Below are 15,622 nucleotides of genomic sequence, written 5' to 3' on the forward strand. Positions count from 1 at the left end.
TTCAATGATCGGTTTCCTGCGTGACGTTCGCCGGGACGCTCTGGGCCGCGACATTCCATCCGCTCACGTCGACCACCGGGGCAGCCGTTCCCTTCGATGCGTATCGCGCGGTGAGGGTCAACGACTCGCCAGGCCAGAGCGTCACGTCATTGTCTGTCCAGCGTATCGGCAGCGCAAGGTCGCCGCGCGCGCCGCGCCGGATGGATACGTGCTGGAACAACGCCACCGCCCGCGACGATGCAGGGACCGAAAGCGTGACGGTGGTGACATCGTCGCTGCCTTCGCGGCGCGTGCTGGCGCGGACCTCGCTCGTCGCCGACGGCAGCGACCGCAGCGCGGTGAGGTCGGCGTACTGCGTCAGCGGCGTGAGGTACCAGTTCGATGTCGCCCAGTCGAGCACGTCCTGCCGGGTGGACAGCCAATAGACGTTGCGGCTGACCGGCTTGCCGTCCGAAGAGGCGAGGTCGAGCTCGACGAAATACGCGGACGACAGGCCGGCCATGGCCGGTAGCGTTGCCAGCGACTTCGTGTGGTTGCCGGCCAGCTCGATGTCCTTCAGGTGCTTCTCGTAGCGCACGCTGCCGTCGAGGTTGCGCACGCGGATGCCGGCCTGGAGGCCGTGCGCATCGTCGAGCGCGTGGTTCACCAGCACGATGTCGCGCGAATCGTACGAGTACTGGATGTGCACCCGCTCGTTTGCCTTCTTGGCACCGAAATAGGCGCCTGCGGGGTTCATGTAGTAGTCGTACAGGTGCCAGTGCAGCGAGGGCCACGCGTTGTTGAGCATCCAGTAGATGACGCCCGTCGCGGGCTTGGCGGCATCCATGCGTGCGTTGAACGCCTCGAACTGGGCGCGGACGTTGTCGTAGTTGTCGAGCTGGGCCTTGGCGACGTAATCGGCAAGACTCGTGGGCGCGCCGTAGCGCTGCGCCAGCGCATGGTCGAACGGCGTCAGCACGGCAAACGTCGACCAGTCGGCGGACGCGTGGTACTGCCTCGCTTCCGGGTACTTCCAGAGCGCCTCCTGCTCCTGCGGCGAGAGCATGCGCGCGAGGTCTTCCATTCGCGGGATATCCGCGCCCGCGCTGACTTCGGAATCAAAGCCGAATGCGCCACCCAGCTTGTCCGCGTACCAGTAGGACGGCGGTATCCAGTCGTAGGGACCCGCCATCTTCATGCCGGAGGGGCCCGCCTCGGCAGTGGCCTGGTCGACGGCCGCGGAGATGACGGGGAGCGACCAGTCTGCTGCTTGCAGCGTGTCGGTGTACATCCTCGCGATGGGCGGCGGGGGCGCGTTGTCGCTGCCGATGTAAAAGCCGATCACGGATGGGTGGTTGCGAAGCAGGCGCGCTTCGCTGGCCATGGAGTCCTGGGCCACCTTCATGTCGGCATCGGTCCAGGGTGAGCCACCGGTCCGGGCGGCCGATTCCCATTTGTCGCAGCATTCCCAGCCCGCGAGGACCATGATGCCGTTGCGGTCGGCAAGGTCGTAGAAGCGCTGGTTTTCCAGCTTGCCCTCACTGCGGATGGTGTTGAGGCCGAGGTTGGCGACATAGCTGAACTCGGCTTCCATCCGGGCGGGGTCGTCACGCAGAAACATGTCCGGCGCCCAGCCCGCGCCACGGATCAGCACGGGCTTTCCATTGATGAAGAACTGGCGATAACCCTGCCTGGTCAGGTTCGATGTGACACTGCGTATGCCGAACGTCGCCGCGGCCCGATCCGAGGCTGCGCCATCGACGGTCGCCGTCAGCTCGAGTGGATACAACGGATGCTCGCCCATGCCGAGGGGCCACCAGATCTTCGGGTGGTCCAGCGCGAGGCCGGGTGTCGTATCGGGAGAGAACGACACGGTCCGTGACTGCCCGGGCGCAAGATGCACGCTCTGCTGCACGGAGACACCGGCTACGGTGCCGGTGATCAGCGCGTCATGCGCTGCCGTGTCCAGGTTCTTCGCCGTCACCTTCACGGTGAGCGCGGCGTGCGACAGGTCGGGCAGCGACAGCGTCGAGAGCACGTGCGGAAAATCCAGCTGGACCGGCCCGGTCTGCACGATATCCACGCCGCGCCACGGGCCCATGTTGTTGTCGGGCGGCGTGGGATTCCAGTCCACCCAGCCCATCGACAGGCTCATCCGGGGATCGCCCGGGTGCACCCGCATGGCCAGGACATTGGCGCCCGCATGCACCCAGCGCGTCACGTCGAGCGTATGCACGGGATAGGCGCCGGCGAGATCGCCGTGATCGGCGACCTGCTGCCCGTTCACCCATATATCGGCGCTCGCGATCATGCCGTTGGTGCGCAGCAGCGCGTGGCGGCCGGCGGCCCCTTTGGGCAAGGCAAATTCGGCGCGATACCACCACGGCGTCACGAAGAGGTTGCCGCTGGCCTCCGGCACCTGCACCGCACGCAGGTTGTCGCTGTAGAACACGTCGTTCTTGAATGCATGGTTCTCCAGCAGGCCGGCCATGACCGTTGCCCGGCCACTCACCGGGTACCAGCCCTCGGTGGAGAATCCGGCAACGGAGATGTCGGCGCCTCCCTGCTGGGCCTTGGCGCTGTCCTGGATCCGCCAGTGATCGATGGCGGTGACGGAGCCGGCATCGTCGCTCACGCGAGTGGCTGTTGCGCCCGTCTGCGCGCAGGTGGGTGACGCAGCACAGAGCGCCATCGCGACGACCGCCCAAAGCGCATGCCTGGCTCGAATTTGCATGACGTCATGGTTCCTCAAGATAAGTTTCGCGTACCTCGACGGGCGCGAAAGGCCAGGAGCGATTGACCTTCGCCCAGATCGCAAACACCACCAGGCCCGCCACGATCCACGCGCCCGAAAGGATCAGCGACAAGGTGGACGCGGATACGTACACATAGATCCAGCCCAGCAGCGCGATCACGCAGGGCACGGGGTAAAGCCACTGCTTGTAGGGTCGATGGAGGTGGGGCTGGCGCTTGCGCAGCACGACCAGCGCCGCGATCTGCGCGATGGACTGCACGATGATGGTCGCGGCCAGCAGCATGTTGATCACTTCGGTCAGGTCAAGGAAGGTACCGATGGCCGTGACCACGCCCATGGTGAGCAGCGCCACGTGCGGAAACCCGTGCCTGGCGTGCAAGTGGCCGAACACGGACAGGAATACCTTGTCCTGGGCCGCCTGGAACGGCACGCGGGAGCCGCCAAGCAAGCCGGTGAACACCGAAGCGAATGCCGTCACGATGATGAGAACGGTCATGATCGCGGCAGCGGCATGTCCCCAGCTGCGCTCCACGACCAGCGATGCCACCGACTTGGACTGGGCAATCTCCTGCCAGGGCGCCACGCCGAGCACGCTGATGTTGAGCAGGAGATAGACGAACATCATTGCGACCACCGAGATGATGATCGAGCCCGGCATCGTCCGGCCGGGGTCGCGCAGCTCGTCGCCGATATAGGCGGTGGTGTTGTAGCCGAGATAGTCGTAGATGCCGATGATCAGCCCCGCGCCCAGCCCCACGAAGAAGTGGCTGCCGAACATGTCGGGCGGATAGGCAAAGGCGAAGCCGGGGTTGAAATGCGAGAAACCCGCCGCCGCCACGCCGATCACCGACACCAGCATGATGATCCACAGCGCGATCGTGATCGCCCGCACCGACTCGATGCGCCGGTACAGCAGCCAGGTGACGATCGCGGTCGCCGCCAGGCTCACGAGATGCACCGGCCACCAGCCCAGGCCGGGAAAGAAGAAGCCCAGGTATTCCGCCATGCCGATGATGCCCGTGGACATCAGCAGGGGAATCGCCAGCAGCATCGTCCAGATGAACAGGAACGGCATCAGCTTGCCGGTGCGGTACTGGAACGCTTCGCGCAGATAGACATAGGTGCCGCCGGAGCCCGGCATGGCCGCGCCGAGCTCGGCCCACACCAGGCCATCGGCCATGGCCAGGATGGCGCCGGCGATCCAGCCGATCACCGCCTGCGGTCCACCCATCGCCGCGACCATGATGGGGATGGTGATGAACGGCCCGACGCCGCACATCTGCGTCATGTTGATCGCCGTGCCCGAAAACAGGCCGATGGAACGATGGAAGGCGTTGTCGCGAACGGGCGGGTGCGCGCTGGAATCCTGCATGCTTGCCTTGTCGTGATGGGTGGCGAGAGGAGTGTCGATGGGCGTGCTCCGACGGGGACGTGGCATTACGGCGGCATCAGCCGGCCTGCCGGTGGCGCCGCTCCCGGGCGGGGCGGGGCCGCCGGCGAATGCCGGCCAGCGGGAACGGCGCTTCCGTTACCACTGGCCGCGCACGCCCAACATGAACATGCGCTCGGAGAACGTCGAGTGCCCGGGCTGGTCGGGCCATACCAGGTAGTAGCGCTGGTACTCGTTGGTGAGGTTGGTGCCATCCAGGAACACCTCGGCGTACTTGTTGAACTTGTATGAGATCGACGCATCGAGGTACTTCTGCGGCGCCTCGTACATCTCCATGCCGGTGATGCCGCCCACGCTGTCCATCACCGCGCGCCGCGAACGGTAGTTGTACGCGACGCGGGCCTGGAAGTGATCGTCCTGATACCACAGGATCAGGTTGCCCGACTTGGTGGAGTTGTCCTGAAAGGGGATCTCCTTGCCGGCGAGGTCTTTTTCGCCCGAGTTGCTGGGCGCATAGGTACCATTGATCTCCATGCCCGTCTTGGACAGGAAGCCCGGCAGGAAGGTAAAGCCCTGGCGATAATCCAGCTCCGCGCCATGGATGCTGTTGCCGGTGCCCTGCACGGGCTGGGTGATCACGATGCAGTGGTCGCGGACCACGCCGTCTTCGTCGGGCAGGGTGCAGTTGGTCACGCTGCCGTTCTTGATGAAGCTGTCCACGTTGATGCGGAACAGGGCGAGGCTCACCATGCTGGTCTCGTTGATGTAGTACTCCGCCGAGGCGCCATAGTTGGTCGAACGCCACGGATTGAGGTTCGGATTGCCCGTGGACGTGCCGTTCGCGACGCGGAAGATGGGGCCATCCGGCGTTTCAGCCAGCGAGTAGTTCAGCTGCAGGCCGCCGCCCCAGGTGCTGAGGTCCAGCGGCATCATGTTCTTGGAATAGGCCAGTCGAAACTTCAGCCTGTCGGTGACATCCAGCGAGAAATTGGCTGACGGCAGCACGTCCTGGTAACTGCGCTTGGTGGTGGCGACGCCCGCGTCGAGCGGTTCATCGCCGTAGGCGCCGGGATCGCCGCTCAGATGCTGGTTCACGTCGAGATGCGTGCGGATGAGGCGCACGCCGATGTTGCCGCTGTATGTCATGTCGCCGAGCGTGCCGTTGAAATCGCCCTGCAGGTAACCGGACAGCTCCTTCAGCCTCACGCCCCAGGTCGTTCCAGGCTCGGCCACCTTGACGGTGTCGGGATAGAGCGACTTCCAGAATGAAACGGGGTTGATCATCGCCGAAGGATCAATCGCCCAGAAGTTGATGCCCGAGCCAAGCAGGTTGTTGTACTGCTTCCAGTTGCCCGATAGCGGCGCGGCCGTGTTGGGCATCTGCAATGAGGAGAGCGGGCCGGCGCGGAAGTAGCCCAGGTCGTTGCCGGCGGTGCAGCTTCCGCTGTTCAACACCACGTCGGCGCCGACATAACGCACCAGGCACCCATTCGGATCGCTCGCCCCCATGCCTGCATAGACCGGCGTCTCCAGGGTCCAGCCCTGGTTGTCGGCGTCGCGGATGCTGTTGCGCACGCCGAACTTGAGCTTGAAACCGTCCTGGAAATCGTAGGCGCCATCGAAGCGCAGGGCATTCAGCGCGACCTTGCGGTTGTAGTCGCCGGAGGATTCCAGCGTCTTCATGGTCCAGCCGTTGGGGTTCGCGAAAGCGGACGCCAGCGAGGAGGGCATGCTGACCGTGATGTAGCGGCCGCCGAAGTTCGCGACGATCGGAATGGTGTTCTGCGGAATGCCGTTGGCATTGAACACGCGATTGCCGCCCAGCTCCGCCGGATACACGAAGGTGCCTGGCGGCACCGCATCGTCGGGCACGCCGTCCATCAGCACGTTGGGCCACAGCGCGCCGTCGGAGTCGGAAATATTGACGTCGGTTTCCTGGTACGACTGGCTCGCCGTGTCATGGATGCCGCGCACGCTGGCCGTGAAATTGCCGCCGTTGTCGTAATCCAGCTGCAGGTTGAAGTTCTTCGCGATGGAGTCCTTCTGGATGATCGAGGAGTACGACTCCACGTCGCCCGGCCACTTCTCGTATACCTGCGTGGTATAGATCTGCGAGCCTTCCCAGCCGGGCTCGGGGGTGCCGTAGGAGCCCAGCGCGGGGCTTCCGGTATTGCGCGACTGCAGCGGCACATAGGTGGCGCCCTGCCAGTTGGTGGAGTTGAACTGGATGCCGACGTTGCGGTTGTACTCATGCTGTTGCGAATAGAAGAAGTCGCTGGTGACACTGAAGCCGCTGCCAAGGTCCATCTGGAACGAGGCATTGCCGGACTTGCGCTTGCGCTGCGTGGTGATGTCGTTGAGACCGATGTCCTGGCTGCCCATGAAGACGCCGTTGGACTTGCCGTCGCCGTTGACGTCCACGCTGCCGTCGGCGTTCTGCACGATCTTCGACGGGATCGGCGCACCATTCCATGGCGTCAGGAAGCCGTTGTAGCCGCCCGCGCTGGCGGCGTTCTCGCCGTTGAACACGACGCCGTACTGGTCCAGGCCCTCGGTCGCGTTCATCCGCCGGGTATCGGAATAGTCGGCCGAGATCAGCAGGCCCCAATGGCCGTTGTCGTTGTACGAAATGAGTCCGTTGGCCTCGGGCCCGGTGTGCTCGGTGGTGCTGCCACGCTCGCCGTTGGCGGAGTAGCTGTAGGTGAATCCGCTGGGGAGGTCCCACGGCCGATAGGTGTGCAGGTCGATCGCGCCGCTGATGCCGCCGTCGGTCGTGCTGGCGGTGGTCGACTTGATCACGTCCACGCCGTGGAACAACGTGGAGGGCAGCATGGTGAAATCCGGCTGCTGCGAATCGATCTGGTCCGCCGTGATGAACACTTCGCCGTTCAACATGGTGCCGACCTGCGGCAGGCCACGTACATCCACCGAGGTACCCACGCCGGCGTCGCGGTTGATTTGCACGCCGGTGACACGCTGCAGCGAGTCGGTGATGGTGGTGTCGGGCAGGGCGCCGATGTTTTCCGCCGTGATGCTGTCCTGGATGTTGGGCGCTTCGCGCTTGAGGTCGATGGCGCGCATCTGCGAGGCGCGCACGCCGGACACATTCACGGTGGCCAGCGTGGCGGCGTTCTTCTCCGCTTCGCTGTCCTTGGCCTTGGTATCGGCTTTTTTGGCGTCGGGCGACGGAGCTGCCGGGGCTGGCGCCGGCGCGGCCTGCGCCGTGGTTGCCTGCGGCGCGGGGCCGTCGGCCGGGACGTCGGCGAAGGTCGACGCGCTTGCCGATGCCGATACGGCGGCGAACAGCGACACGGTGATGGCAAAAGACAAGGGATGCTTGCGAAGTACGGTGGACATGGGCTTTAACCTCGTTGGTGTTGCCTGTCGAACCTCAACTGCTCCGTTGGTGAACCAGAAACGCGTGCCGATCGGCCGTGCGGTTCGCGCGCCGTCGTGATGCCATCCATCGACCTCCCCGGTCATGGCTTCGCACGCCACGGCCGTTTGCTCGGTGCTGCTGCGCGAGGCCCCCGCCCCGCGTACCGCTATTTCGAAAACACGACTCGCGCCAACGCCCACTGGCCATCGCGCGGGTCGCCGGTGGCGACGATGCACACGTTGCGGACGCCGGCCCCCACCGGCGAGGCAAGCTTGGCATCGAGCCGAACAGGGCCCTTTGCCTGCGCCGAGCTCTCCATCGGCAAGCGGGCAAGCAGCGGCCCCGTGCAGTTGTCCGCATGAATCTCGAACTCGCCGGTGGCGCCGGCCGCATGGCGCACCACGGCATCCTTCGCCTCGTCGCCGAAGCGCCAGGCGATGCGTTCCGCAGTGATGGCGACGTGCGTGACGCCCGCCAATGGCGCCTTCGGCCACAGCCAGCACGCATTGCCGATGTCCACCGCATAGACCGGCCTTGGGCCCTGTGTCGGCCTGGCGCCATCCAGGCGTGAAGGTGGCTGCCGGGAGCACGTTGCGAGCGCGCTGCTGTCGCGGCTCAGCAACGTGGTTTCATCCAGGACCTGGGTGCGTGGCGCGGCCAGCTCGAAACCGTCCGGTGCAAAGGTGGCGGCCCGCAAGGTGATGCCGCCTGCCAGCGCGAGAGGGCGTGCATAGGAGGCGGACTGCCGGGTGGGCTCCGAGCCGTCGGTCGTGTACCGAATCGTTCCGAAGCCCGTCTGGGTGGACAGCTCGACACGGAAGGCGCCATCGATGGCGGCCACATGGAAGACCGGCGCGTATGCACTGTCGGCATAGTCGATGCCCAGCGCGCGATAGCGCGCCAGTTCGGCCGGCATGCGCTGCAGGAAGCCGCTCCAGTCGCGGGCCTCCTCAGGCGACCAGCCAAGCTCCGACAACGCCGCGATACGCGGGAAAACCGCGTGCTGATCATGCGCGAAGGTGAGCATCTGCTCGGTCCACAGGCCGCCCTGCACGCCGATGACGTGCCTGGCGTCGGTCGTGCTCGCACCGCCGGGAATCACCGCCGTGTCATAGGCCTGCCGCAAGGTCGCTGCGGGAGGCGGCCCCGCCCACTCATCGGGCAGGTCGGACTGGACATGATCGAAATACAACGACTCCTGCGGCGTCATGATCACGTCGTGGCCCTGCTTGATCGCCGCGAGCGCCACGCGCTCGTTGTGATCGCCATGCCACGACATCACCACCTGTGGCGTCGGAAGCCTTGCGCCGGCCGCAAGTTCGTCATCCCAGCCCACCGGGATGCGACCGTGCTCCAGCAGATGCGCGGCCACCTGGTTGGTGAACCAGACCTGCAGCTGGTCCATGTTGGCCAGGCCCAGCCTGTGCATCTGGGCACGCACCCCGGGAGATGCGTTCCATTGCTGCTTGTCGGCTTCGTCACCGCCGATGGAGATGTATCGCGAGGGAAACAGCCGCATCATTTCGTCGAGCACGTCATCGACGAACTGCAAGGACTTCTCATCCGGCGTGAGCAGCCAGGGGCTGATGCCCCAGTCCGTCCACACCGAGGGGCGCTCGCCGGTAACGCCCAGCCGCGGATAGGCGGCGACAGCTGCCTGCGAATGTCCGGGAAGATCGAATTCCGGCACGACATCCACGTAGCGCTCGGCGGCGTAGCGCACGATCTCGCGCGCATCGGCCTCCGTGTAGAAGCCGCAATAGGGTGCATCCGGCGAGCCGGACAGCTCGCTGTCGAGACCGACCGCTTTTCGGCAGGCGCCGATGTTGGTCAGCCCGGGATATTGGGGAATGGCGAGCCGCCAGCCCTGGTCCTCCGTCAGGTGCCAGAGCAGCACGTTCAATTTGTTGAGCGACATCCAGTCGATCAGTTTCTTGATGTCGGCCACGCTCTGGAAGTGGCGCCCCGAATCGAGCAGCAAGGCACGCCACGCAAAACGCGGGTGGTCGTCGATGGCACCGTAGGCGACCGTCACGGGTGAGCCGTGCGTCCATCCGGGGGGCGTCAGCAATTGCCACAGGGTGACGCTGCCGTAGAACGCGCCGCGCGGCGTGCGCGAGGTGACCCGGATGCCGCCTTCGTCGATCGTCATGCGATAGCCGGACTCATCCGCGATGGCGGCGCGAGGATTCACGTCGAACGTGATCGCCGCATGCGTCACATCGGTCGTCGCCAGGCGCAGGCGCAACCCCTGGGTGTCGGCCACGCGTTGCACCAGCCGCTCGGCAATCGATCGTGCTTCTCCGGCACCGGCGCCTTGCACCGAAACCACGGCGCCATCCGCGATCCGGATCGAGCCTGATGCCGCGGGGCGTGCCTCGGCCGGTTGTGGCAGCAACGACCACGCAGGTGCGGCGGGCGATGCCGCGGCCGCGCCATGGATCGCCAGCCACAGGATGGCCGCGCTTGAGAGGAGGGCGATGCGACTCATGCGCTCGTTCCTCCTTCGGCGACATGCCGCGGCGATCCGGGCATGCCATGCCTGAGGTACCACCGTGCCGCGCCCTGGACGCCGTGCTGGCCGTGCTCTGTCACCCATACCGGCATTTGCGACAGCAGCGTGCGTGCGCTGCGCCCGTGCAGGAATCGCTCCGCGAAGGCGCTGTGCTTGAGCAGGTCGAACAAGGCGGACAGAAAGCCCCCGGCGAGATACACGCCGCCGGTGGACATGAAGGTCATGGCGAGGTTGCCGGCAAAGCTTCCCAGCGACGCGCAGAACAACTGCACGGCTTCTTCCGCCTGCGCATCGTTGCGTGCGAGAGCTGCCGCGGTCACGGCCTCGGGCGTGGCCAGCTTCGGCGCTTCACCTTGCAGCGCGCACAGGGTCGCGTAAATCGTCAGCAGGCCAGGGCCAGACACGATGTGCTCAAACGGCACATAGCCGCCATCCGGCGCCAGGTGAGCGAGCACCTCGCGTTCGCGGGTCGAATGCGGTGCGAAATCCATCTGCCCGGCTTCCGTCGCCAATACGAAGCCGCCGCTCGGGGAAGGGATGTGTACTGCCGCACCGAGCCCCGTGCCCGGGCCGACCACCAGGATCGGGCCACTGGGGCGGGTGTCTGGTCCGCACAGATGGCGTCCGTCATTGGCGAGCGCACCGTCGAGCGCGTAGGCCAGCGCTTCGAAGTCATTGAGTACTGCCACCTCGTCGAGGCCCAGGGCCTGGCGCAGCTGCGTCAGGTGAATGGGCCAGGGGAGGTTGTCGTTGACCACTTCGTCGCCCACGACCTGGCCCGCGCAGGCCAGCACGCAGTGCTTGATCGGAAGGTGCGCATGGATATCCAGGAAGGCCTGCAGCAGCGCCGACAGCATCGTGAATTCAGCGCAGGGGTAGACGCGATAGGCCAGCGTTTCGAAGCCCCGGGCATCGTGGGGCGCGGCGCGCATCAGCGCGACGCGGCCATGCGTGCCGCCGATATCGGCCGCCAGAAATGGCGCCGCTGGTATCCCCGCCAGTCGATCCATTGCCACGTCCCGAGCGCCCCCGCAGTGGAACTGGCATCAGGGTGTAACCGAATTGACACCGGTGTCAAGCGGTGCCGCAGCATGGGCGAAAAATCCGCCGGCAGCGTCGAAAGTGGCGCGCTCTTCCCGGATTGGGGCAGCGTTCGGGCAGCCCGGGCGTGGCGCAGGCAAGTCAGCAGGGCGCCCGGCACGCCGGCTGAGGCCGCCTGGATCTTCGTGGCTTGGCTTGTCGATACCGGCGTGGCGATACGAAACGCCATGGACGTCCAAACACGATCCGCCTTCGCGGAGCGTGGGTTCGGGAAGGCGAGGGCAGGGCCGTCGGAAGCGTCGTTACCGCCGGTTGGTCATGCTTGGGGCGAGCGGCATCCACAGGCGCACACGAACGAGCTGTCACGCACCTGCCGTCGCGCCGCGGCGATGGTGGTGCCCCCGGCCCGCATGATCGAGGCCGGGGGCACCGGGTGTGCTATTGGACGATGTTCGCCGTGACGTGATACACGCGTCCGCCCCAGCCGTCATCGGGGAAGGCGTCCGACACCTTGACGTAAACCGGCTTGGCGCCATTGATCGCCGTGCCGAGATATGGCGTCAGGTCGATGGTGCGGTCGGCCTTGTTCGAGCCATCGGTCACTCGATTGGCCTCCTGCAACACGGTTGTCCAATGCGTGTTGTCGGCGCTGACCTGCACCAGGAATTCGGCATCGATGGTCAGGGTGACCTGCGCCGATGTCGCATCGGCCGGCAAGGGGAACCGGTAGGTGAAGTGGGCGTTGCCATCGGCGAAGCGGTTCTGCACGCCGTTGCTCTGCGAGCCATCGGGATCGAACAGCCACGGATCTTCATCGACGGTGCCGGTGTCGAAATCGATCTTGTGCGCCACCAGTACATCCGCCTGCGTGGTGAAGTGGAGGCCGGCCGCCGCCACGTTCGCCGTGACCATGTGATGTCCGTCGATTGCCGAGCTCGGCACGGTGACTTTCAGCGGAATGGCGCCGCTGACCGGTGCCGCATTGCCGTGCGGCTGCAGGGTCAGCATGGTGGAGCGCGGCGTGACATTCCAGCCGACGGGCGCATCGATGGAGGCGAGTGTCTGCAACGGGAAGAAGCCGGTGGCCGAGGCGCCAAGATCGATGCCGACCACCGTGGTGCCCGATGCGGCCGGCATGATCACCGGTTGCGCCGGCGACATGGTGGCGGCCAACGACACCTGCGGCGTCAGGGTCGGCACCTCGCCGATGAGGGCACTGAGCGCGCTGGCCTGGGTGCGCCAGTCGAACACATTGGGGTGATCGTTGCTGGTGGCGCCGGACCAGCGGGTGCCAAGCCGGCCGGCGGCGTCGCGATCGTTGGCCCAGATGCTTTCGGCTTGTTGCACGAGGAACGCCGCGTACTGCGCATCGTGGGTGGTGTCGACCAGGTCGGTCCAGTAGCGCATGAAGATGCCCTTGAACTGCTTGGCATTGTCATCGCAGGTCTGGGTGGCGGCATCGCAGGCTTCGGTCAGGATGCCGTTCGTCACCAGCGCGTTCGGACCCGTCGCGGCATCGGCCAGGCGCCGCACGCTCGCCAGGATGTCCGTATCCCTGGTGGCGCGCCACAACTCCAGGCCGGCGCCGATCGCCAGGCCCTGGTTGTAGGTCCACACGTTCTGGCCGTTGTTGGTGCACGCATCGGTGAGGCCGTCGTTGACCAGGCCATTGGCATTGATCATGCCGCTGTTCTGGAACCACGCCCAGGCGGTGCGGGAACGCGTCAACCAGAGCGTGTCGCCGGGAATCCGGTTGTGAAGCTCGGCGGTGAGCCGTATCCACAAACCGTTGGTGACGGCGTTCTTGTAGGTGCGCTCGGCGTTCCACCAGACGCCGCCACCGCAAGTGCTGGTGTCCCAATAGCCATTCACGTAGTTGGCGATGGTGACCGCCATGTCCAGATACTTCGGATTCCTGGTCAGATCGTAGGCCTGCACCCAGGTCAGGCCCCACCATTCGGTGTCGTCGATGGCGCGGCTGGTGAAGTTGCCGAGCAGCGGATCGCCGGAGAGCACGCCGCCTGGAAACACACCCTTGTCCTTCTCGAAGGTGTTGTCCAGCTGGCCGAGATAGCGGCGATCACCGGTGCGCTGCATGTAGTCGCCAATGGTCTGCAGCGCGACAGCCGAGTTCCACCAGCTGGCGGGAAACCAGGCCTTGGCGGGGTCGTACGAACTCATCAGGACGTCGGCCGCGACCCGGGCGCGGGCGACGGCCGTCGACCCGTCGGCCCGCGGGCTGTCCGGGTTGGTCTGTGCGACCGCTGCCGCAGGCATGGCGGCGGTGACGATCATCAAGCTGGCCGTGGCCAGCAGCATCCGGGCACGTATGCGTAAGGCTTCGAGATTCATGATCAGAAGCGCTCCTTTCGGATACCCACGAAGAGAGTGGGGCTGCATTGCCCCACCTGTCCACAGCCGGAGCGTGGGCGGTGATCCGGCATGGAAACCTCGCGCACGGAGCCGTCTAGACGGCCAAGTCCATACGCCTGTAAGCCAGTCTTTTCCCGGCAAGCGCCACCTGGCGCTCGCCAGCCGCCCTGTTTCAATCCCGCACTTAGATCGATCTAAATATCAATCCTAAAAAAAGGCCATGCCGCGATGGTCCCCGTGTCCGGATACTCGGCGATCTGTGCCTCTGCGCAACTGTAACCTGCTTTCGCGATGCGAAGCTTGCTGCGTTGCAAAAGCGCGCATGCGCCGCCGCGTCAGCAGGTTGATTTGCAGCGCGATGGCATCGCTCGCGTCCGCTTGCGACGCGACGCGCGGGCGTGCGGAGTTTCAGCTCGACGCCATGGACTGCATGGGGCGCGCCGGGCTCGCACGTGCCTGGCGATTTCATGCGGGCGCGAATCGTTGCCGCGACGTGCGGCATGGCCCGCTCAATCGATCAGCAACCCGGCATCCCGAAGGCGCTGGCGCAAGCCGTCGAGCTTGTCGCCATAGCGGGCGCTTCGCGCTGTATCCCGGCGCAGCGGCTGACGGACTTGCGCGGCACTGGGCGCGCTCATCACGGTGCGCGACGTCTTGTGGAAGGCAAGGCAGGCCGCATCGAACGGGAGGCCGCAGAAATCCAGCAGGTTCCTGATGACGGGCTCCGGCTCGGCCACCAGCGACTCGTATGGAAGATCGAGCACGCGGCCGGGATATCGCTCCAGCCAGAAACGGGTAAGGCGCGAGAAGTCGACGCAGTAGTCGGCCATCTCGTCGAGATCGCAGGTGAAGCCGGTCTGCTCCGTGAAGCACTGGCGGTAACACGCAAGGCAGGTTTCGACCGGGTCGCGGCGAACGATCACCACGCGCGCCGCCGGCAGCATCGCCAACGCGGCACCCACCAGGTACCAGGTCACCAGGCTCTTGTCGGTGAAGCGCGGCTTGGCCTTGCGCCACTGCGCGGTGCGCGCGAGGTACTCCTTGCCGAGTCGATGCCAGTCTTCGGGTGTGGCGTCGCACGCCCATAGCGGAAAGGCCGAATGGCGCCGACGTGTTTCGTCGTCGATCACCTGCGACATGTCCTTGATCTCGTTGGCGCCTTCGACCTCCGGGTGCGACGCCAGGATCTGCTCGACCAGTGTCGAGCCCGAACGTGGAATGCTGACGATGAAGGTGACTTCACGGCCGAGTGCCGGATCCAGTGGCGGCGGCATGTCGCTGGCGAAGATGCGCAGGATCGCGTCCACGCGCCGGCGTTCCCCGGCGGCATCCCACTTGACCCGTTTGCGGCGCGAGGCGTTGGCCCAGCGGAACGTTTCGAAGGCCTCGCCGTAATCGCCCAGGTCTTCCTGCGCCTTGGCGAGCGTGAAACCGAGCAACTCGCGGTGGCGGGGCGGCAAGCCTTCGCGTGCCAGGACGCGCTGGAGGGCCGCCGCGTCCGCGCTGTCAAAGCGGACGGTATTGAGATTCGACAGGCCAAACCATCCCTCGGCATGGGCTGGATCCAGGCGAATGACCTCCCTGAAACCCGCCACGGCAGCGTCGATCTCGCCCAGGCTCGCCTGCGCCTTGGACAGCGACAAGCGGGCGGGCACATGCGAGGCATCAAGCGCGAGTGCCCGTTGCAGGGCCGAAACAGCCTCGCCGGTGTGCGTCGCCCTCGACAGTGCTTCGCCGAGATTGAACCAGGCTGGCGCGGATCGCGGTTGCAACTCGCAGGCACGACGAAGATGCTCCAGCGCCTGCCCGACGTTGCCGCGTTCGAACAGCGCGATGCCGAGGCAGACATGCAGGTCGGAGTCGTCGGGCCATATCGAAAGCACGCGCTGGAAGCAGTCGATGGCCTGGGCGTGATTGCCGCGGCGCTGGGCCACCATGCCCAGCATGCGGATGGCGGTGGGCTCCTCCGGCACCAGGGCGAGCACGCCGATCAAGGAACGTTCGGCGGCGTCGAGGGCATGGCGCGCCCATTCTTCGCGCGCTCGCGCAAGCAAGCGTTCGGCCGCGCCCGAAAGCGGTTGTCGAGGCACGCCCTGCGCTGGCCGAGGTTCTGTCATGTCGTCACCGGCAATGATCGATTCCGCAGACTATACAAGTCGCGCAAGCGTCGCAAAAAAACGCCGGGCAGGG

At 65.7% G+C, this 15,622-nt stretch carries 7 protein-coding genes; all 7 read right to left on the minus strand.

What is annotated here, in order from left to right; translation table 11 throughout:
• Position 1: 1 nt before the first annotated feature.
• Positions 2–2,614 carry a sugar-binding domain-containing protein gene (locus tag JMF82_RS09305; RefSeq protein ID WP_236585382.1) on the minus strand — a complete coding sequence of 871 codons (2,613 nt, stop codon included), beginning with the start codon at positions 2,612–2,614 and terminating at the stop codon, positions 2–4.
• A gap of 103 nt (positions 2,615–2,717) precedes the next feature.
• Positions 2,718–4,172: an APC family permease gene (locus tag JMF82_RS09310; protein ID WP_236585383.1), complete on the minus strand. Its 1,455-nt coding sequence runs from the start codon at positions 4,170–4,172 to the stop codon at positions 2,718–2,720.
• Between the two features lie 90 nt (positions 4,173–4,262).
• Positions 4,263–7,481: a TonB-dependent receptor gene (locus JMF82_RS09315; RefSeq protein WP_201314254.1), complete on the minus strand. Its 3,219-nt coding sequence runs from the start codon at positions 7,479–7,481 to the stop codon at positions 4,263–4,265.
• 188 nt (positions 7,482–7,669) lie between these two features.
• Positions 7,670–9,994 carry a family 20 glycosylhydrolase gene (locus JMF82_RS09320; RefSeq protein WP_201314255.1) on the minus strand — a complete coding sequence of 775 codons (2,325 nt, stop codon included), beginning with the start codon at positions 9,992–9,994 and terminating at the stop codon, positions 7,670–7,672.
• Positions 9,991–11,028: a glucokinase gene (locus tag JMF82_RS09325; protein ID WP_201314256.1), complete on the minus strand. Its 1,038-nt coding sequence runs from the start codon at positions 11,026–11,028 to the stop codon at positions 9,991–9,993. Before JMF82_RS09325 ends, JMF82_RS09320 begins: the two co-directional genes overlap by 4 nt.
• Before the next feature lie 469 nt (positions 11,029–11,497).
• A complete protein-coding gene (locus tag JMF82_RS09330; protein WP_236585384.1) occupies positions 11,498–13,411 on the minus strand; it encodes a glycoside hydrolase family 76 protein in 1,914 nt (637 codons plus the stop codon).
• Between the two features lie 530 nt (positions 13,412–13,941).
• The gene (locus JMF82_RS09335) at positions 13,942–15,549 is read right to left on the minus strand and encodes a sulfotransferase (protein WP_201314257.1); all 1,608 of its coding nucleotides are present in this window, start codon (positions 15,547–15,549) and stop codon (positions 13,942–13,944) included.
• Positions 15,550–15,622 lie beyond the last annotated feature (73 nt).

This window comes from Dyella sp. EPa41 (assembly GCF_016586165.1).
In the GTDB taxonomy this organism is placed as follows: domain Bacteria; phylum Pseudomonadota; class Gammaproteobacteria; order Xanthomonadales; family Rhodanobacteraceae; genus Dyella.

What these genes read in the sequence shown, in the direction of transcription:
- JMF82_RS09310 (WP_236585383.1), bottom strand. Translation starts at nt 4,172, where the DNA reads ATGCCACGTCCCCGTCGGAGCACGCCCATCGACACTCCTCTCGCCACC.
- JMF82_RS09315 (WP_201314254.1), bottom strand. Translation starts at nt 7,481, where the DNA reads ATGTCCACCGTACTTCGCAAGCATCCCTTGTCTTTTGCCATCACCGTG.
- JMF82_RS09320 (WP_201314255.1), bottom strand. Translation starts at nt 9,994, where the DNA reads ATGAGTCGCATCGCCCTCCTCTCAAGCGCGGCCATCCTGTGGCTGGCG.
- JMF82_RS09325 (WP_201314256.1), bottom strand. Translation starts at nt 11,028, where the DNA reads ATGGATCGACTGGCGGGGATACCAGCGGCGCCATTTCTGGCGGCCGAT.
- JMF82_RS09330 (WP_236585384.1), bottom strand. Translation starts at nt 13,411, where the DNA reads ATGAATCTCGAAGCCTTACGCATACGTGCCCGGATGCTGCTGGCCACG.
- JMF82_RS09335 (WP_201314257.1), bottom strand. Translation starts at nt 15,549, where the DNA reads ATGACAGAACCTCGGCCAGCGCAGGGCGTGCCTCGACAACCGCTTTCG.